The sequence below is a fragment of the Adhaeribacter terrigena genome (assembly GCF_016623615.1).
Classification (GTDB): domain Bacteria; phylum Bacteroidota; class Bacteroidia; order Cytophagales; family Hymenobacteraceae; genus Adhaeribacter_A; species Adhaeribacter_A terrigena.
Genome location: NZ_JAEHFX010000002.1, coordinates 374,377 through 394,150 on the forward strand (window position 1 = coordinate 374,377; position 19,774 = coordinate 394,150).

The 19,774-nt window shown below is 46.5% G+C and carries 17 protein-coding genes; 6 read left to right on the forward strand and 11 right to left on the reverse strand.

Annotation, left to right across the window (positions count from 1 at the left end):
• Positions 1 to 107: 107 nt before the first annotated feature.
• The 5 genes from I5M27_RS05705 to I5M27_RS05725 form a co-directional block, all read right to left on the reverse strand.
• Positions 108 to 2,255: an FUSC family membrane protein gene (locus I5M27_RS05705; RefSeq protein ID WP_200505216.1), complete on the reverse strand. Its 2,148-nt coding sequence runs from the start codon at positions 2,253 to 2,255 to the stop codon at positions 108 to 110.
• Between the two features lie 442 nt (positions 2,256 to 2,697).
• Complete coding sequence (locus I5M27_RS05710; RefSeq protein ID WP_200505217.1) at positions 2,698 to 3,270, reverse strand: GNAT family N-acetyltransferase; 573 nt, start codon at positions 3,268 to 3,270, stop codon at positions 2,698 to 2,700.
• A 3-nt stretch (positions 3,271 to 3,273) separates the two neighbouring features.
• Entirely contained in the window at positions 3,274 to 3,762 is a 489-nt protein-coding gene (locus I5M27_RS05715) for a GNAT family N-acetyltransferase (protein ID WP_200505218.1), read from the reverse strand.
• 35 nt (positions 3,763 to 3,797) lie between these two features.
• The gene (locus I5M27_RS05720) at positions 3,798 to 4,631 is read right to left on the reverse strand and encodes a GNAT family N-acetyltransferase (protein ID WP_200505219.1); all 834 of its coding nucleotides are present in this window, start codon (positions 4,629 to 4,631) and stop codon (positions 3,798 to 3,800) included.
• Between the two features lie 79 nt (positions 4,632 to 4,710).
• Positions 4,711 to 5,631, reverse strand: a complete 921-nt coding sequence (locus I5M27_RS05725; RefSeq protein WP_200505220.1) for an NAD-dependent epimerase/dehydratase family protein — start codon at positions 5,629 to 5,631, stop codon at positions 4,711 to 4,713.
• Between the two features lie 336 nt (positions 5,632 to 5,967).
• On the opposite strand from I5M27_RS05725, the gene I5M27_RS05730 reads away from it, so the two are divergent.
• Positions 5,968 to 7,497: a DUF5723 family protein gene (locus tag I5M27_RS05730; protein WP_200505221.1), complete on the forward strand. Its 1,530-nt coding sequence runs from the start codon at positions 5,968 to 5,970 to the stop codon at positions 7,495 to 7,497.
• 411 nt (positions 7,498 to 7,908) lie between these two features.
• Here I5M27_RS05730 and I5M27_RS05735 read toward each other — a convergent pair whose 3' ends face one another.
• Positions 7,909 to 9,039, reverse strand: a complete 1,131-nt coding sequence (locus I5M27_RS05735; protein ID WP_200505222.1) for an NAD(P)/FAD-dependent oxidoreductase — start codon at positions 9,037 to 9,039, stop codon at positions 7,909 to 7,911.
• Positions 9,040 to 9,124: 85 nt separating this feature from the next.
• Between I5M27_RS05735 and I5M27_RS05740 the strand changes: the two genes are divergently transcribed.
• Positions 9,125 to 9,832 (forward strand): TIGR04283 family arsenosugar biosynthesis glycosyltransferase, encoded by a 708-nt coding sequence (locus tag I5M27_RS05740; protein ID WP_200505223.1) that lies wholly within the window; start codon positions 9,125 to 9,127, stop codon positions 9,830 to 9,832.
• Between the two features lie 74 nt (positions 9,833 to 9,906).
• Here I5M27_RS05740 and I5M27_RS05745 read toward each other — a convergent pair whose 3' ends face one another.
• A complete protein-coding gene (locus I5M27_RS05745) occupies positions 9,907 to 10,935 on the reverse strand; it encodes a hypothetical protein (RefSeq protein ID WP_200505224.1) in 1,029 nt (342 codons plus the stop codon).
• Between the two features lie 71 nt (positions 10,936 to 11,006).
• The gene (locus I5M27_RS05750; protein WP_200505225.1) at positions 11,007 to 11,600 is read right to left on the reverse strand and encodes a nitroreductase family protein; all 594 of its coding nucleotides are present in this window, start codon (positions 11,598 to 11,600) and stop codon (positions 11,007 to 11,009) included.
• A 414-nt stretch (positions 11,601 to 12,014) separates the two neighbouring features.
• Between I5M27_RS05750 and I5M27_RS05755 the strand changes: the two genes are divergently transcribed.
• Positions 12,015 to 13,085, forward strand: a complete 1,071-nt coding sequence (locus I5M27_RS05755) for a fatty acid desaturase family protein (protein WP_200505226.1) — start codon at positions 12,015 to 12,017, stop codon at positions 13,083 to 13,085.
• 115 nt (positions 13,086 to 13,200) lie between these two features.
• Here the strand turns inward: I5M27_RS05755 and I5M27_RS05760 are convergent, their stop codons facing one another.
• From I5M27_RS05760 to I5M27_RS05770, 3 genes are all read right to left on the reverse strand, one after another.
• Positions 13,201 to 13,962, reverse strand: a complete 762-nt coding sequence (locus I5M27_RS05760; RefSeq protein ID WP_200505227.1) for a DUF72 domain-containing protein — start codon at positions 13,960 to 13,962, stop codon at positions 13,201 to 13,203.
• A 254-nt stretch (positions 13,963 to 14,216) separates the two neighbouring features.
• On the reverse strand, positions 14,217 to 14,495 hold the full coding sequence (locus I5M27_RS05765) for a hypothetical protein (protein WP_200505228.1): 279 nt from the start codon (positions 14,493 to 14,495) through the stop codon (positions 14,217 to 14,219).
• Between the two features lie 93 nt (positions 14,496 to 14,588).
• Positions 14,589 to 15,047 (reverse strand): hypothetical protein, encoded by a 459-nt coding sequence (locus I5M27_RS05770; protein WP_200505229.1) that lies wholly within the window; start codon positions 15,045 to 15,047, stop codon positions 14,589 to 14,591.
• Between the two features lie 68 nt (positions 15,048 to 15,115).
• Here I5M27_RS05770 and I5M27_RS05775 point away from each other — a divergent pair, with 68 nt between their 5' ends.
• From I5M27_RS05775 to I5M27_RS05780, 3 genes are read left to right on the forward strand one after another with little or no spacing between them, the layout of a single operon-like run.
• A complete protein-coding gene (locus tag I5M27_RS05775) occupies positions 15,116 to 17,608 on the forward strand; it encodes a PIG-L family deacetylase (RefSeq protein WP_200505230.1) in 2,493 nt (830 codons plus the stop codon).
• Positions 17,609 to 17,647: 39 nt separating this feature from the next.
• The gene (locus I5M27_RS18685) at positions 17,648 to 17,782 is read left to right on the forward strand and encodes a hypothetical protein (protein WP_262896441.1); all 135 of its coding nucleotides are present in this window, start codon (positions 17,648 to 17,650) and stop codon (positions 17,780 to 17,782) included.
• The gene (locus I5M27_RS05780) at positions 17,779 to 19,482 is read left to right on the forward strand and encodes a sodium:solute symporter (RefSeq protein WP_200505231.1); all 1,704 of its coding nucleotides are present in this window, start codon (positions 17,779 to 17,781) and stop codon (positions 19,480 to 19,482) included. Before I5M27_RS18685 ends, I5M27_RS05780 begins: the two co-directional genes overlap by 4 nt.
• Positions 19,483 to 19,774: the final 292 nt, after the last annotated feature.

The following is a 19,774-nucleotide window of genomic DNA, read 5'->3' on the forward strand; positions in this document are numbered from 1 at the left end:
CTATGGTTTGGCGCCCGAAAAGTCTGTCTTGCTACCCGCCATAAATTCATTTATTTACATTAGACCTTTCCAAAAACGCTATGCTTTTAAGCCTGAAAACTCCAAACTCAGCTTAAAATAGCATCGGAAATTTTCCGGATATCGGCGCTTACCTTTTGAATAAAATCGAGCTGCGATTTGAGTAAATGTTCGTCGAAATTCTCGGGCAGGGTAGAGGTAAGTTCGGATTCTTCAGCAGGTTTGGAAACGTGGCTGGTCATAACGCTGGCTTCCATTTTTTTTGCGCTTTCAGTTAACATGGCGCAGGATCGTTTTACGGGTTTTACGTATTCGGGCGGGTAAACCTGGGGCTTGCGATTAAGCAAACCGGAAGCTGCTGTGGCAATAAACGACGACAGAATATGGTTGAGCACCACAAACTTATGCACTTCCTTGCTCTTGATCTGTTTCCGTTTCGGTTCCGACATCATGCGCTGAAAAGCGGCCGATAAGTTGGCCGAATGCACGTACACATTTTTGCGGGCCAGTTTGTAATCTTCAATACCAACCTTTTTGCCGGCCAGAATATCGGAGAGTTTTTGCAGGTAATTTACGTTGGCAGTCAGCATTTCGCGCATAAATTTTTTGAGCTGTTCCGATTCCCAGCTCGGGAATAAAAAGTAGCTCGCCGAAAAAGCAATGGCCGCCCCAATGAGCGTATCGATGATCCGTTCCTGGGCAATATTCAGGTTACCGGCGCCCAGAAAGTTAAACAGGATCAGCACGAATGGCGTCATAAAAATAACGCTTACCACGTAATTCATCCGCTGAAAACTGTAGGTTCCTACCATGCACAAGAGCAGGAAAATGAACTGGGCGGTCTGGTTCGGAATAAAGACCAGGATCAGAATTCCAATGGCCGAACCGGCAATGGTGCCAATAATGCGTTCGTTATTCCGCTGCTTGGTTAGGCTGAAACCCGGTTTCAGAATTACGATAATGGTAAGCAAAACCCAATAACTGTGTTGGCCATACGGCGCTACTTTGGTAACAATGTAACCAAACAAACACACCAGCGCCACCCGCACCGAATGCTTGAAAATAGTAGAATTAAAATTCAGGTTATTGCGGATCAATTTCAGGTCGTAAGCCTGCTGTGAAACAAAACGGGAGTACTCGAGCGGCCCGGTTTTCTTTTCAAGGTCCGAAGGCGTAGCGTTGAAATACTGCTGCATATCGTGCAGGCGGTGGGTTAAATTCCGGAGGTTTACCAGAATTTTTTTCAGGGCCAGGTTGCTCGTTTCTTTTTCGTCTTCGCCCACTTTATCGATGTGCAGTTTGAGTTGTTCAAGTTGCGGGTTCAGGTTAGAGGGCAAACGCAACCGGATGTTCGACTGAAAAGCAAAACCGATATCGTCGAGCTGGTCGGCGATCTGTAAAATTAGGCGGGCAACTTCGCTCAGCACCCCGGTTTTACCGAACTTATTGCGCAGCGCGGCATAATCGTAATGCGTGGCCATGATCTGTTCGTACAGGTCTATCAGGTCTACAAAAGTAAGCAGCAGAATGCGGCCCGGCGTGGTAGAAGCTTTAATGTACTGGCGGCTTTTAAAAAGCACCTCGCGTACCGCATCCTGCTTTTCGCTCACCACAATTTGCTGAGCCACAATTCTGCGATATTCATCGTCCAGGTTGGTGTAGGCACGGTAAAATTCGGCTTTGTAACGCAGGAAACGAGCCACTTCGTGAATGCATTCGCCTAAGGTTTGCTGGGCCTGCCGGTAAGGCATTATCTGGAAAAAAAATAAGCTTAAAAGCATGTACCACACGCCGCCGGCCGTAATTAAAGCGCTGTAACCCAGTATTTCCGAAGGTTTCAGAGCATTGTCCATCGTCAGGATCATAACGACCAGGCCGGCCGTACCAAGCGCGGTTGCGCGGGCCCCGTAAACCATAAGCATGGAAAATCCGAAACAGAAAAGCACGATCTCAGCGCCGAGCACGTACGGGTTTAAACGCGCAAAACCGGTAATGAACGCCACCATAAAAATGGCAACATTACAAAGCAGCATGGCGTTGCGTTTATGCACCACCGGCCCCGGCGAATCGGTAATGCTTACGCAAAGCGCACCTAACGATAAAATAAGGCCAATTTCGAAACGACCGAGTTGCGCAAAAAGCAGCGAAGGCAATAACACGCCCAGCGTAATGCGCAGGCCATCGGAAAAATACTGGCTGAATAAAAAGAACTGAATTTCCCTGGCCTGTTTTTTCATGGGAGTTGGAGATTGGGAAGCGGAATTTCGGGCTTAAAGCCAAGAGCAAAGTTAAAATTTAGCCGCTGGTATTTAATTGCAATTAATTGAAATCTGATTGGGCTTTTACTTCAGCTGGTTTCGGAGTTATCAAGAACGGTTCCGAAAGACCATAAAGCAATTTCGCAGAAATGGGTTGGAAACCTGAAGCCCTTATAGCTATAGGTATGGTGGTTAAAGCGGTTATTCATTCGGGAGGTTAGGTTGCATACAACGCTTAAACCATACGAACGAAAATGCTATCGGGATTATTTTTTACCGCAGAATTTTTAAACGGGCTTGAACCCAGCCACAAAACACTATGCTTTCAGGGAAAAAAAGTGGCGAACCGTTTTTAAAAACGCTATGCTTTTTACCTGAAAAACTAAAGCTTCTGTCGGAGTATTTTCTGATTTAAAATGCATTAAAGCTTGCTGGGATTGCGCGTTGCCGGATCTATGAGCGAGAGGATTACAGAATCCAGGAATTTGCCCTGAAAATAATAATCTTCCCGGAAATACGCTTCCTGCACAAAGCCGTGTTTTTCGAGCAGCTTCCGCGAGGCCTCGTTTTTGGGATTGATATTGGCCTCAATGCTATGCAGTTTCAGGGTCTGAAAACCGTAATCTAAAACCGCTTGCATGGCCTCGCGCATCAGGCCTTTATTCCAGAAATCGGGGTGCAGGCTGTAACCGATCTCGGCGCGGTGATTGGCTTTAATAAACCGCCAAAGGCCAATCGTGCCGATCAGTTTATCGGAATCTTTCAGGCAGATCCCCCAATTAATACCTTCATTTTCATGGATCGCTTTTTTATATTTTCCAATAAATTCCAGCGCTTCTGTTTCCGAGTTTAGTTTTTCCCGGTCCAGGTACTGCATGATGCGGTCGTCGGAACGGAAAATGAATATCTCAGGCGCATCCGTTTCCTGTACTTCGCGCAAAAGCAGCCTTTCGGTGTGCAGATAGGTAAACGGGTTTAATTCTATTTCGAGCATAATTTAAAAAGCGGGTTGCCGGGAAATGATAAATTTTTTATAAACCTCAATATCCGAAACTGTTTCCAGAAAATCGTTGTGCAGTAACACTTTGATGGAGGCCGGATTGCTTTCGGAAGTGTAGGCAATTACGTGGTCGAGGTTTAGGCCGGCAAAACCGTATTTTACGATTTCAGCAACCGCTTCGCGCATAAAACCCTGCCTTTCAAAAGCCGGATTCTGGGCATACCCGATTTCGCCGGTCTTGCCCGGGAAACCGCGGTAAAAACCGGCGGCGCCAATTACCTGGTTGCTGCTTTTCAGGGCCATACCCCAATGCAAAGAATTTCCGGCAGCAATTTCTTTTTCAATGCGGGAAAGTTTGTCTATGATGCCATCCCTGGTAGTAACGGGTTTACCGTCGAAATAAGAAAATGGCAATAAGTCGTCCAGATCCAGAATGGAAATGGGGCGTAAAAGGAGCCGGTCTGTTTGAAGAAGGGGTACCTGCATGGGTTTATTTAAAAAATATAAAGTTCAGAACGAAATCAGGTGAGCATTTTCCGCATTTCGTATTGGGAAATAAAATGAACCAAACCGGCATCGGAAAGTGCCTTTATCGTTTCCGGTGAATGGGCATCTACGTTGTTTATTTTGAATGAACGCTGCATTCTGGCAACTTCCTGCAGCAATTTAAGGCCATAATTTTCCGGGCTGGTTTTATCGAAACCAAGCTGCGCGATGTAACCGGTGGCAGGATTCAAAAGCAAATATGCTTTCAGCTGGTTGTTATCTGACAATTGCCAGCATTCATAATTATTCGCAGCTTTTATGCCATCGTTCATAAAATCCCAGGCAAAAACAAAAGGCTGCAAGGGTTTCAGTTCTTCAAAATCAATTTCTTTGCTCCTCTTTATTTCGAAAGGGATTTTGGAAATTGCCGGTTGAATTTCGCCCTGGTAGCAATGCAGGGTGCGGCCGATTTCAAACCCTACGTTGCGGTAAGCTTTTATGGCTTTTTCGTTCTGGGTGATCACTTCCAGCGTGCATTGGGTTATACCGGCATTTTTAAAAAGCGGAATAGCAAAATGGTAAAGTTCTGAAACCAGTTTTCGTCCCCGGAATGCCGGAATTACGCCCGTGCCAGCATTGTAAGCGGTTTTATGGCCGTTTAACTCCCCGACGCCGGTAAAGATGAAGGCCACTAATTTATCGTTTTCAAACGCCCCGACCGACAAATTAAAATCTACCCGGCTGGCGCGCCAGCGGTTTTGCATGGCTTCTTCGGTTGCGGAAACCGGTACAAAATAATCGGAAAAAGCTTCGTTGAAACAGGCTACAAGTTGGGAAGGCGCTGTGTTTTTTAGCGTTCTGATCTCCATACAGATAATATAATTTCCGGCAGTTTTTGAGTTGATTTCCCTATCGTTTTTTAACTTGCAATTTTAGAAAATTTAACGCTTAATTTTCCAGCATTTTAATTAATTGCTTTACACTTTCCTGCGGCAGGGTTGCTTTTATCCCGAAACGTTTTTCAAACTTGCTGCTGTCGAAGACATAATCGCGGTCGTACTGGTAAAGCATTTCTTTCGATTCTTTTACGATGGGCATAAACAATCCCAGCAGACTGATCATCCAGCGCGGCAATACCATCATTCTGGCTTCCGTGTTCAGTTCTTTGGCAAAGAGGGCGGTCCATTGGTTTACTGTGAGCGCGGGGCTGCTGGTTGGTAAATGCCAGACCTGGTTATAGGCATCGGGGGTGTTGCCCAGTAAAGCGGTTGCTTTGGCGGCATCGGGCGTGAAAATGAAAGAATGTACTTTATCGGCATCGAGGAACCAGTTCGCTTTTTTGCCCTGCTTCAGATTTTTGTAGACCATTTCCGTCAGTACGCTGTTTTTCGGGCCAATAAAATCCGGGGCGCGGGCAATTAAAGCGGTCAGGTTTCCGGAGCGGGTTTCTTTTAACAGCATTTCAGCAATCTGGGCGCGTACTTTGCCTTTTTCACTTACCGGTTTTACGGGCGTTTCCTCGGTCATGTGGCCCAGGTAAGCGGGATCGTACATGTACATATTATCGAAAAAAACCAGTTTTGCATTATGTTTTTTGCACGCGGCCAGCACGTTTTGCATCAGTGCCGGCCAGTTTTTCTGCCACACGCTTACCTTGTATACAAAACCAACTACCAGGTACACCACTTCGGAACCGGCAACAGCTTTTTCCACTTCTTCGGCTTTGGTCAGGTCGGCGGGGAAAAGCTGATCCGTAGCATTTACTTTTTCCGGGTTCCGGCTTACCAACCTGATTTCTGCAGTATATTTTTTCAGGGCTTTTGCCAGTTCTGTTCCGATTGCGCCGCCGGCGCCTAAAATTGTTTGCATAAGGAAGAGGAAAATGAAGTAGATGTCGTAAATATATGAAATTTGAAATGTTATAAGTGGCGGATCGTCTTAGTTTACTTCCGGAAGTGACGATTTTACAGATAAACAGACTTTTTGCTCGCTGAATGATACCATTTTTCGGGTCTGAAATTTTCCTGTAACTGGTTGAACTTTACGGCCTGAGAATGGTTTTGTAGCTATGTTAAAAAAATAAACAAGTTGCAGAATACCCGGAAGTGGGTATGCTGATAATTGACTGAATGTTAGTAACTTTGCTTGTTTGAAAACAAGTCGGTAAAGTAAGCCGGCCAACCACGCCAACCTAATCTCCTTTAAATGCAAAAACTTCTACCCCTAACCATTTTTTTTGCTTCTTTGCTTACTTTTGAAAGCAAAGCCCAGCAAATGCTCGGCCTGAGTTCGAGTAACTATGCCGGCATAAACCGGATGCACGTAAGCCCGGCCTCCATTGCCGATTCCCGCTCTAAATTTTCCCTGTTCATTTCGAGCTTCGACGTGAACATTTCTAATAATTACGTGGGCTACTACGGGTCCGAATCTATTTATAAAGTAATAAGAGAAGACCTGGATGTAAATGATGACAACCTGCAGGTTATTCAGAACAACCGTCCAAAATTACTTACCGCCTCGGTAGATTACCGTGGCCCTTCTTTTATGGTAATGCTGAGCAAAAAGCATAGCGTGGCCTTGAGTACCCGGGTGCGTGGCGGCCTTAACTTCAACAACGTTTCGGAACCGATTGCGGAACTTTTACGGGCCGGTACCACCAACGATGCCATGGTCGATAAAGTGTACGACAACAACCAGTTCAGCATGAATGCCAACGTGAACGCCGAAATTGGCGTTACTTACGCGCGGGTTATGCTGGATAAAGGTTCGCATTTTCTGAAGGCGGGAGCCACGCTTAAAAAGGTTACCGGCGTTTATTCGGCGCACTTCATTAATAAGGACATGAACTTTAAGGTAACCACCCGCGATTACCCGGCGCCCTCTACCGACGAATATCATAACGTAGAGATACAAAACATGGAAGCGCAGTTCGGTTATATGAGCGAAGATTTCATGGATGGCATTTCGTTTTCGAAAGCGATGGGCTGGATCGCGGCCAGCGATGCGCCGGGAAATGGCTGGGGTGCCGACATTGGTTTTACCTATGAATTCCGCCCGGATGTGGAGCAGTATAATTATATCGTAGATGGCAAAACCTACCAGAACGACCGCAAGAATAAATACAAGTTTCGGGTGAGTGCCAGTTTGCTGGATATTGGCGGAGTGAAATACAGCCATAAAGACAATATCCGGAGCTATACCATAAACGCACAGAACAAAGACGTGAACCTGGATGCTTTTGAAAATGCCGAAGACCCGGACGATTATGCGCAGGTAATTAACAAGGAATTAGGCAACGAAGCGTTCGATATTAAAACGGAATTTACTTCCGGCCTGCCAACAGCGCTGCACCTGGATGTGGATTATAAGCTGGCCAGTAAATTTTACGTGAACGGTACCATTTTTCAAAACCTGCGGGGCAAATACGCTATTGCTATGCGCCAGAGTTCGTTGGTTGCCCTAACGCCGCGATTAGAAACGAAGATATTGGAAGTGGCGCTGCCGCTATCGGTTTACAACAATTACCAGACCTTCGGTGTGGGTGCCATGGTACGGGTAGGCGGCTTTTTTGTAGGCTCCGATAATATTGGCGGTTTGTTTAATATCGGTCGGCCGTATGGCGCGAATGTTTACGCAGGTTTATCGGTACTGAATTTATCGAGAGGAAAAGTGAAACCGGCGAAAGTGAAAAAAGTAAAACCGGTAACACCAGCAACACCAGTAAAAAAGGCCTAAGTTCTCTTTCAGAATTTCTGATATAAAGCAAAAAAACTGCTTAGCTTTTTCAAACTACGCAGTTTTTTTGCTTTAAACCCTACCGTTTTTCTGCTTTTCATTTGTTTTTTGTCTTTAGAGAGCCTGTCATGCCGCAGGAAGGAGGGGAGGATCTTACGATCTTCGATTTATTTCCCTTGGCTTGCGGCGCACAGGCCAAAACACAGCAGTTAAAGGTTTGGAATACTTTTAAATGCCCTTCTGAAGCCGTCTTTGAGGCTGTGCCTCACTGAAGTTTAAAACTTCAGCTCATTGTAGCAAGGTTTGAAAACCTGAACCAGCAGGTTAAGAATGAATCGAAGTGAATCAGCTCCAAAGTAGAACTTTTCTTTGGGAATATGAAAATCTGAAATGTTTGGTTAAACCAGAAGCTTATTGCTGCAAGAGCTCCGCAATTTCATCGCCGGCGGTGCTGGAGAGGGAAACGCCGATGCCGTTGCAGGCGAAACCGACAACAATGCGGTCTGATGTTTTGCGGATGATGGGTTGCTTGTCTTCGGTAAAGCCCATAATGCCCGACCAGCGTTGTTCGATCTCAAATTTCTGGCCGGGCAAGATCACTTCAGCGAGCAGTTTTTCGAGTTCCGCTAATATCGTTTCGTTGTAACTAATATCGGTAGTGGCTTCGGCTTGGAATGCTAAATTTCTTCCGCCACCGAAAAGCACGCGCTGCCCTACGTTCCGGAGGTAGTAATACCCTTCGTCGAAATGAAAAGCGCCCTTGAATTTCAGGTCCGGAATAGGTTTGGTGATGATTACCTGGCCGCGGCCGGGCGTTACGCATAGATCTGGTAGCAAACGCTGGCTGAAGGCATTGGTACAAACCGCCACTTTTTGGGCCTGAAACGGTACCGTTTTCCGTACCGGATCCTGCACGTAAACGCACACCCCGGAACCGGTTTCCTTGATCTCCATTACCTCGGCGCCGGTTCTTATTTCCACGCCTTTTTCCTGGGCCAGTTGCAGCAGCGCTTTCATCAGTTTGCCGGTATGCAGGTGGCCTTCGTAAGGGTTGTGCACAATGGTTTTTACTTTTTCGAGGTTAAACCCTAGCGTTTTTACGAGGTCGGGGCGGTTGGTGTAAGTGCCTTCCGGGAAAAGCGGGCGCAGTACTTCGTTTACTTTTTCGATACTTTCCAAAGCGGGCAGTTGTTTTTCGGAAAGCAGTTCGAAGCCGCCGGTGTGCTGGTAATCCATCACTTCATCGGGGAGACGTTCGCGCAAGCGAGCCAGGCCCCGCCAGCGTTTTTCGGTGAGCGCCAATACGGTTTCCGGCGGGGTGTGCTGGAGATCGGAGAGGAGCTCGGTGAGAGAGCCGAAAGAAGCGAAACCGGCATTGCGGGTGCTGGCACCGGAAGGAAATAAGCCGCGTTCGAGCAGCAAAACGGATTTTTCCGGTGCTTTTTCTTTCAGGGAAATAGCCGTAGATAACCCGACAATGCCGCTGCCGATGATGATAACGTCGTAGTGAAGGAAGGATTCGGTTTCCCAGAAAGAGAGCATAAGCAAAAGAATGGTTATGGATGTACGAAGGTGCTAATTTTTTGCTTATTTTTAATACCGTTCCAGTAGCTTTTAAACCATTTTTATGAAGATCAGCGTCATAATTCCTGCCTATAACGAAGCAGCCGGCATTGGTGCGCTGATCGAATTTTTACAACAGCATTTATCGGAAATACCATACGAAATATTGGTGGCTGACGGCCAAAGTACGGATGCTACCAGAAATGTAGCAGAAATGGCTGGCGCTACCGTATTGCATTGCCCAGAAAAGGGCCGGGCGCGACAGATGAATTACGGCGCAAAAAAGGCAACCGGCACACTGCTTTATTTTCTACACGCCGATACTTTTCCACCAGCCAATTTTCCTGCTGCTATTTCAGATGCAACTGACAAGGGCGTAGATTGCGGGTGTTTCCGGTTAGGCTTTGACCTGGATCATTGGTTTCTGAACCTGAACAGTTGGTTTACGCGCTTTAATGTACGGTATTTCCGGTGGGGTGACCAGAGTTTATTTATTAAGCGCGAAGTTTTTGAAGCTGAAGGCGGTTTTCGCGACGATTTGAAAGTTATGGAAGATCAGGAACTTGTGATCCGGTTGCTAAAAAAATACCGGTTTAAAGTGTTGCCTTTTGCGGTAAAAACTTCGGCCCGGAAGTACCAGGAAAACGGCGTAATAAAATTGCAGCTCATCTTCACAACGCTCCAGATCATGTATCATTTCGGAGCTTCCCAGGAACAAATATTGGGTTTGTACCGCCGCCTGATCCGCGACGAAAAAGTTAACGTGAAATAATTCCTGCCTACTTGCTATCTGGTTTTTAAGGCGAATTTCTTAGCGATTGAAGGGGTTTGTTTTCAGGAATTGGTTTACTGTTTCTTTTGGAAGAGTGGATTGGGAATCGGATGGTTTATCGGTTCCATTTTTTTACCGGCAGCCAAGTATTGTGCGTAGCGTTGCGGTTCAATTTTTTTGCGGTCCACGAAATAAAGACCGGCATCAAAGCCGCGCTTCCGCACCCAATCGTTCAACATAAAAGCGTGCATTTTTTCTATAAAGTGGTAGTTTCGCACGGGTACGCCGTAATTTCCCTGAAAGTAAAGATCTGGTTTTATAGGAGGGCGCACAATGGAAGCCGCATCGTTGTGGCGGAGCTTTTCGGTGTCTTTTAGCCATGCACCATTAATAATATTAGATGCCGGATAAGGTGATGGATTGCCCCACATTACGCGTCTGCCGCCGCCGTTTACATTGGCAAACCAAGGCAAATGAGACATTACAAAGGCTGAAAAATAAGCAAATTCAACCGGGTCGTAATTTCTTTCCCGGAAAACCAGCGTTACTTCCCGGTTCTCGGTTTTGATAATGCGGCGCAGTTCTTTCCGGAATTTCGGATCGGCGATATAATGCCTGGCTTCAGCGAAATTGTTAAAAAGCAGTATCACGCCATTGTAATGAACCGCCCCGTGCAGATAATTTACTGCGTGCGGCATGCGGCGTTGTGGTCCGTGCGGAATTTCTGGAATGATAACCGATTTCCGGACCATACTGGCTAAAAAACGACCTACTTTCTCCGCTATTTCTGCATCAGTATCGGGTTTGAAATCTTCAACGGACCAATGCTTACTAACCGGCGTGCGGAAAGCAATATTTAAAGGCCAGATAAGTTCTTTTGTTTCCGGGATTATGCCCGTTACCCACGGATGGTCTTCAGCCAGCAAACCGGGAGGCATTTTGTGAATGGTAAGCAAACGCATTACCTGAAGTGCGCCCGGCCAGTTATGAATAATATTGCCCCGGATAATATTCTGCAACAGGAAAAATGGTTCGCTAATTGTTTTAAACCGGAGGCGCTTTGCGGGAGAATAATTGATTTCTGAAACGGAATAATTTCTCATAAAAATTGCTTTCGGTCTGAACGCGTTTAATTAAATATAAGACTTTTCTGGCGAATACAATAGCGTTTTACCTACTCAATCCACTGCCAATCAATCTTCTCATCGAGCGGCGTATTTCTTTTCCCTTCTGGTGTTTCTTTATCGGTGTAGCCTAAATACAGAATCCCTAAAACCAAGTCTTCTTCGCGGAGCTTTAAATAGGTTTTCATGGGCGGCTGGTAGGCCATGCCGCCCGAGCCCCAGTAACTGGCAATACCCAAAGCGGTAGCGCCGAGCAATAGGTTTTGCACCGCACAACTGGTAGAAGCAATTTCTTCGAGCACCGGAATTTTAGAGTTGTCGCCGCGCTGCATGATGGCAATTATTACGTGGGATGTAAAGTTGCCCATGCGCAGGAGTTTGTCGTATTTGGCTTGCTGAAAATTTTCCGGGTCGGTATTGTCCTTGTACAGTTCGGCGTGCTGAAGGCAGAATTGCTGTACTTTTTCGCCGGCAAAAACCTTAAAACGCCAGGGCTCGGTGTACGCATGGGTGGGTGCCCAATCGGCTAGCTCCAGGAGCTGGCTGATTTGTTCGTCGGGGATCTGGCGGCCGTTAAACTGGTTGGGTTTAATGGTGCGGCGGCTTTTTATAACCTGGCTCAGGGTGCTGAAAGTAGTATTCATATCGTAAAGGTGAAGTTAAGCGGTTTTTTAAATTTAGAAGGTGCCGTTTTTTTTTATATGATTTTTTTAAACGAAGAGAACGGTTTTCCGGAGATTTTCGGCTTCCTGTACCTGGTTTTATGTTGCTGAAAACAAGGCTTTTCCATTGGGCTTAAACTGCCCGGAGACCTACGTGAAGGCGCAATTCAAGCGGCCGACAAATTAGTGAACGCCCTTAATAAAATGGTAAAATGAACAATAGTGGAAGTAAAGCCGTTAAAGTAGGGAAACATGATATTAATCATATTTACTCTTAATCTGCATTTCTCCGGGTTTGCCGTTACGAAAAATATTTTTAAATGTATTACCTTTACTGAATCTGCAGCCGGGTAAATATCGTAAATGCTGCGGATATTAATAATTTAACTTTATTGCATGGCAGCACCAAGATTTCAAGCTCCTACCAACGATTTTTTTTCCGAATTAAAAAACCGTATCAACGATCATTTTGAGCAGAAAGGAATTACGCCCTCGGGCAATTCCAAACTTTTTACCAAAGCTATTATCCTGATCGTTAGCTTGATTGGTTTATATGTGCACCTAGTTTTCTTTACCCCGCCGGCCTGGCTGGCCGTACTGGAATGCGTTCTGTTAGGCGGCGTTGGAGCTTCTATCGGGTTTAATATCATGCACGATGGCGCCCACGGCAGTTTCAGCGATCGCAAATGGCTGAACAACCTGGCCGGACTTTCGCTTAATTTACTGGGCGGCAACGTGTTTATGTGGAATACCAAGCACAACGTAATTCACCACACCTATACCAACGTAGATGGCGTGGACGATGACCTGGATGCGCGCCCGTTCCTGCGCCTTTGCGAATCGCAGAAAAAATATAAGCTGCACCGTTTTCAGCATTTTTATTTCTGGGCTATTTACGCGTTCCTGTACATCTACTGGATCGGTTTCAGCGATTTTCAGAAATATTTTACCGGCAAGATCGGCGATTTTAAAATTGCCAAGATCAAGCGTTCGGAGCACATTTCCTTCTGGGCTTTTAAACTGGCCTTTGTAGTGATCTTTGCGCTGGTGCCCATTTATATGGTTGGCTTTGTAAGCTGGCTGGTTGGTTTTCTGGTATTTACCATGAGCACCGGTTTAATTATGAGCGTGGTTTTCCAGCTGGCGCATACCGTGAGCGAAACGCATTTTCCGCTGCCGGAACCGAAAACAAATAAAATTGAAGAAGCCTGGGCTATTCACCAATTACAGACTACGGCTAATTTCGCGACCAATAACAAGATCGTTTCCTGGTTTTCAGGTGGTTTGAACTTCCAGATCGAACACCATTTATTCCCGAAGATCTCGCATGTGCATTACCCGGAGATCAGCAAGATCATTAAAAAAGCCTGCCAGGATTATGGCGTAGAGTACATCGAATTCCCGAAACTGCGCACCGCTATTTATTCGCACATCATGCACCTGCGCAGCCTGGCTTTGGCCAATTAACCCGCAGTTTCCGTTTAAAATTCTCAAAGTCCGGTTCAGAAATGAGCCGGACTTTTTTTGTGTTTATGCCTACCGTTTTTTGGTTTTTAACGAAGTTCTTGTGGCAAAAAGGCTTTCAGAATTTACCATGCAGCGCTTCCGGTTTTCTTTGTAAAATCATTTCCTGCAACCGGCGGGCATTGAAAGCAGCGTATCCTTCCTGGTCGTTATCGAAGTAAAGGTACACGGACTTGTTTTGCGATTGCCAGGCCAGCAGTTTTTCGGCCCAAAACCCTAGCGTTTCGTCAGGATAACTTCCCTGGTATTTGTTTAAGCTTGGGCCATGCAAACGGATATACACAAAATCGGCGGTTACTTCCAGCGGCGACTGATGGCCGGCCAACTCGTAGATGCAAAAAGCGGCGTTGTGTTGCTGCAGCAGGTCGTAAATTTCGGGCATGTACCAGCTTTGGTCGCGGAATTCGAAGGTGTAACGGTGTTCGGGCGGGAGAATTTGCAAGAGGCTTTGCAGGCGTTCCGGGTTCACTTTCCAGGCAGGCGGCAACTGAAACAGCACCGGCCCGGTTTTTTTGCCTAAGCCCCGTAGGTTTTCGAAAAAGCGTAGGGTGCTTTGTTGCGGTTCTTTCAGTTTTTTCAGGTGGGTAATGTAGCGGCTGGCTTTTACGGCAAACACAAAATCGTTGGGTACGGAAGCGCGCCAGCTGGCAAAGGTTTCAAGCGTCGGCAGTTTGTAGAAGGAATTATTGATCTCTACGGTGCGGAAATAACGCAGGTAAAAATTCGTGAAATCTTGGGCTGGGGTGCCGGCCGGGTAAAAGGTGCCCACCCAGTGCTTGTAGTGCCAGCCTGAAGTGCCTATGTATATTTTGTTTTCCATGCGTGCAGGTCCGTTTTCCGGTTTTTATACTGCCGGCAAGCTGCAAGGTTTACGCGTTGGAATTCATTGAAAAGAAGGTGTTTGCGTGGTCCTGAATTTGCTTTGTGCAAAGAAAAATAATCTTTTTCCCGGGGCGAAATTCCGGAAGTTTAAATTACGTTTCAAACGGCACGATCCCAAAAAAAGCCTTCACGGCAAAACTTTCTTTATGTAAGCTTTACTGTGAAGGCATGGTGAAACCTGTTTTTCAGGCATTACTTTACCACATCTTTAGCTTTATTGGTGCCCTTTTTTACGCCTTTTTTGGTCGCTTTGCCCACTTTTTTAGTGCCTTTCACCGCGCCTTCACCTACTTCTTCTGCACCATGGCCCACTTTTTTACCACCCTCTTTTGCAGCATGGCCGGTTTTTTGGGCTCCTTTTTTAGTAGTTTCCTTCACTTTGTTCTGGCCTGGTTCGGTTTGCGCAAGTACGGTTCCAAAGCTAAATATCCCGGCAACTAAAATGGCCAGTAATGTTGTTGAATTTTTCATGGGTTTACCGGTTAAAGGTGAAATTATTCCTTAATTAAAACCGCTTCAGGCTGGTTTTGTTTCCACATTACCGGAAAAAGAAATATATCGGTTTTAATAAAAATTACGCAGGTTTTTCTTTTTGCTGAATTCGTAACTGATAATGGCCGGCACGTAAAATGAAACATCGGCCAGCAATTTAGCCAGCAAAATTCCCCACGATAAATTTCCCAGCAAAAGGGGCAGATAATACATCAGTGCCGGCCTGATCAGGAAACTGTCGAATACTTCCGCAATGCCAAATTCAATGAATAATGCCCGCAGATTCCGGATGAAAGTTTTGGAGCTGTAAACCATACCGTTTTGCCGCGCCGCTTTCCTGGTGTGCCAGACATCGAGCACTAAAATATAGCCGAAATAAAATATATTGCCTGCCCAGGTTGCTGCCAGGGCCGTTTTTACCCCGCTTTCCGTGTATTTAAAGGTAAGCGAAGCTGCCAAAAGCGTGGCTGCAATAGATAGAATTTCGGCGGGCAGGTACCGTTTGAGCCATTCTTTTACTTTATGCTTCATGGGGTGTTTAATCGGAAATTATAAAGAATATTAACTAAATTAGCCCGGTATTAAAGGTTTTTATTCCGATGTCGCTGCTCCGTTCTGCTTTAAAACAACTTATTCTTTTACTTTTCTTTTTTACCCTTTGCGAAACAACCCAGGCCCAGGCCCCCAAAAAGCCCGATGCTGCCGAAATTCTTCTGGGCCTGAAAAAACTAAATGTGCTGGGCAGTGCCTTGTACGTAGCTGCGCACCCCGACGATGAAAATACGGCTTTAATTGCCTGGCTTGCCAACGAAAAACTGGTAAATACCGGCTACCTTTCTTTAACGCGCGGCGACGGCGGGCAGAATTTAATTGGTCCCGAGATCCGCGAAAGATTGGGCATTATCCGGACGCAGGAATTATTGCAGGCGCGGCGCACCGATGGCGGACAACAGTTTTTTACCCGCGCCAACGATTTCGGCTTTTCGAAAGATTACCAGGAAACGCTTACCCTTTGGGACAAGGAACAGGTGCTGGCCGATATGGTCTGGACGATCCGCAAAGTTAAGCCCGATGTTATGATCACCCGGTTTTCTACCGAGCCCGGCGGCACGCACGGCCACCATACCACCTCGGCCATTCTGGCTTCCGAAGCGTTTGATGCCGCCGCCGATCCGAAACGGTTTCCGGAGCAACTGAAATACGTTTCCGTATGGCAGCCGAAAAGAATTCTCTGGAACACCTCTTCGTTTTTTTACAAAGACAAGAACTTCGACCCGACCGGGAAATTGCAGATCGAAACCAGCACGTTCAATCCGGTTTTGGGAGAAGCTTACACCGAAATTTCGGCTACCAGCCGCAGTATGCACAAAAGCCAGGGTTTTGGCTCCGGGCCGAATTACGGCAAAGTAACCGACTATTTAGAACCCATTAAAGGCAGCCGCGCGCAAAAAGATCTTTTCGAAGGCATAGACCTGAGCTGGAACCGGGTTTCGGGCGGAAAAACGGTAGGCAAAATGGCCCAAAAACTCGTAACGCAGTTCGATGCCAATAACCCGGCGGCCAGCATTCCTGCTTTGCTGAACCTGAAAACGGCCATCGAAAAACTTCCGGAGAACCCATATAAAGCGGCAAAACTGGCTGAAATTCAGGAATTGGTGAAGTTCTGCGCAGGATTATTTTTTGAAACAACGGCCGCCCATTATGCCGCAACGCCCGGCGAAAAAATTGAACTGACCGCCGTGGCCGTAAACCGCAGTGCTGCGCCGGTAACCTTGGAACAGGTCAGTATATCGCCGATCAGCCAGCAGATTTCGGTAAATAAGCTTTTAACGAAAGAATTGCAAACCACCAAAGCAACTGTAGCCCTTCCCGCCGATTTTCCGGTTTCACAACCTTACTGGTTGCAACAGCCGGGCACCGAAGGCATGTTTGCCGTAGCGGACCAGCAACTGATCGGTTTGCCGGAAAATCCTGCGCCAATACATGTTACTTTTTCGGTGAAGATCCATAGCGTTTCGTTCCAATATACCGTGCCGGTGGTTTATAAACGCGTAGATCCGGTGGCCGGCGAAATTTACCGTCCGTTTGCCGTAACGCCGCCGGTTTTTGTAAGCCTTGCCGAAAACGTTTACATGTTCACGACTGAAAAACCACGCGAAATTCAGGTTCGGGTAAGAGCTGGGAAAGAGAACTGCGCAGGCCAGGTGGCGCTGCAGGTTCCGGCGGGCTGGCGCACCGAACCGGCTTCCGCAGCTTTCAACTTAAAACTAAAAGACGAAGAGCAACTGATTTCCTTTAACGTATTTCCGGGGCCGGGCCAGACCGATGCGCAATTCCGGGCGATAGCAACTTTAGATGACAAAACCTACGATAAAAGCCTGGTAACCATTCAGTACGAACATATTCCTACGCAGGTGCTTTTTCCGGAAGCTACTGCCCGCGCCGTGAAAATAGACCTGCAACGCAAAGGGCAACAGATCGGCTATATTGCCGGCCCCGGCGACGAAGTTCCGGTTAGTTTGCGGCAAATTGGCTATACAGTAATGCCCTTGCAAAATGAAGAACTAAACCAAACCAACCTGCGGCAATTCGATGCGGTGGTAATAGGCGTAAGAGCTTTCAATACCAATAATTACCTGAAATTTGCGCAGCCCGTGCTCATGGAATACGTGAAAAACGGCGGCACTTTAGTGGTGCAATACAATACGAATCACGCGCTGGTTACCGAAAACTTAGGTCCTTATCCGTTAAAACTTTCCCGTGACCGGGTAACGGTAGAAAATGCGGAAGTCCGCTTACTAAAACCTGAACACCCGGTTTTAAACTATCCGAATAAAATTACGGCTAACGATTTTGCCGGTTGGGTGCAGGAACGCGGTTTGTATTTCCCGAACGAATGGGATAAAAACTACGAAGCGATTCTTTCCAGCAACGATCCCGGCGAACCCGCCAGAGACGGTGGTTTGTTGGTTGCGAAGTACGGCAAAGGTTATTACGTGTACACCGGTTATTCCTTTTTCCGGCAATTACCGGCCGGCGTTCCGGGCGCCTACCGTTTGTTCACGAATTTAATTTCGCTGGGGAAGAAGTAAGAAAAACGCTATCCTTTTTAGCTTAAAAACTACTAACCCATGCAAGAAAACGACAAAATGGATACGGGAAAACCACCTTTTTTTAAAACCTGGCGCGGCATGTATTTGCTGGTAATGGGCGTTTTAGTTTTGCAGATCATTGTTTATTACGCCATAACCCGCTATTTCTTATGAGTTATATCGATTGGCTAGTTTTAGTGTTTACCCTGGCGTTTATTGTAATTTACGGTATCTGGAAAACGCGCGGCAGCCGCAATATTGAAGGTTTCCTGAAAGGCGATAATTCCGATGCCTGGTGGCGGATCTGCCTTTCCATTATGGCTACGCAGGCCAGCGCAATTACTTTTCTTTCTACTCCCGGACAAGCGTATGAAGACGGGATGCGGTTTCTGCAATTCTACTTCGGGTTGCCGCTGGCCATGGTCATCATTTCGGTTACCTTCATTCCTATTTTCTACAGGCTGAAAGTTTATACGGCGTATGAATTTCTGGAAAACCGTTTTGATCTGAAAACCCGTTCGCTCGCCGCCTTTCTTTTCCTGGTGCAGCGCGGTTTGTCTACCGGCATCAGCATTTATGCGCCAGCTATTATTCTGTCGTCTATTATGGGCTGGAACATCAACCTGACCATTATGTTCATCGGCACGGTAGTGATTATTTATACGGTTTCCGGCGGTACCAAAGCCGTTAGCGTTACGCAGACCCAGCAAATGGCCGTAATGATGGGCGGTATGGTCCTGGCCGGCGTGATGATCGTGTATATGCTGCCGCAGGACGTTTCTTTCACTGATGCGGTGCAGGTTGCGGGCCATATGGGGAAAATGAACATGGTAAATTTCAGTTTCGACTGGAACGACCGGTATAATGTGTGGAGCGGGATTACGGCGGGTTTGTTTCTGTTTATGTCTTATTTCGGTACCGATCAGAGCCAGGTAGGGCGTTACTTGTCCGGTACTTCCATAGCCCAAAGCCGCATTGGCGTACTTTTCAACGGCCTGTTAAAAATCCCGATGCAGGTGCTGATCCTTTTTATCGGGGTGTTGGTTTTCGTGTTTTACCAGTTTGTGCAGCCGCCGGTTTTTTTTAACCAGGTAGAGAAAGCTAAACTCGAAAACTCGGTTTATGCCGGGAATCTGAGCGCTTTGGAAAAAGAACATACGCAGGTTTTTCAGGAGAAATCGCATGGCATTAAAAGCTTGCTGCAAGGCATTCGCCAGGAAGATGAAACGATCATATCGGCCGCGCGCGAAGATCTGGATGCTATTAAAGCAAAAGAAAAAAGTATTCATGGCCGGGTAGTTTCGCTGCTGGAAAAAGCCGACCCGACTGCTGAAGCAAAAGATACCGATTACGTTTTTATTTCCTTCGTGATGAAATATATGCCGGTTGGCCTGGTAGGTTTGCTGGTGGCTGTAGTCTTCAGCGCATCCATGTCTTCGTCGGCATCGGCTTTTAATGCACTGGCTTCCACTACGTTGGTTGATATTTATAAGCGTTCTGTTAAACGCGTAGCTTCCGAAACGCATTACCTGAATATGTCACGGGTTTTCACCATCGTTTGGGGTTTGATCGCGATCTTCTTTGCTACCCTGGCTTCCCGGATGGAGAATTTAATACAGGCGGTAAACATTCTGGGTTCTATTTTTTACGGTACCATTCTGGGAATTTTTGTGGTAGCTTTTTACTTTAAATACATCAAAGCGCAGGCCGTTTTCTGGGCAGCGCTTTTAACCCAAACGCTCGTAATTATTATCTACTGGAAATCGGAGATCGGTTTTCTCTGGCTCAACCCGATCGGCTGTTTACTGGTTATTTTCTTCGGGTCGGTTTTTCAGCTTTTATTTGGGAGGAAAGAAATGGTTATTGAAAAGTAAATTTGGGTTATGACTTTTGAAGCCGGAAAAGATACCGTTTTTTTTCGTCATCTCGACGTTAGGAGAGATCTCTTACAGTTGGTAGAATGTTTACTATTGACTTTTTATACTTGAAAGGGTACCGTTTTCATACCAAGCTTTCGATCTTAACTAATACCTTTTTACTTTAATAGGTAACTTTCTCCCTCAAGCCGGGCGGCTTCGTTTCTGCGTTCGCGGCTGCAACCCTTCCTGCCCTTGCGGGCTGCCTCGTTCCTCGGCACCGGAAGTCTTGGAGGCCGCTCTCACAGAA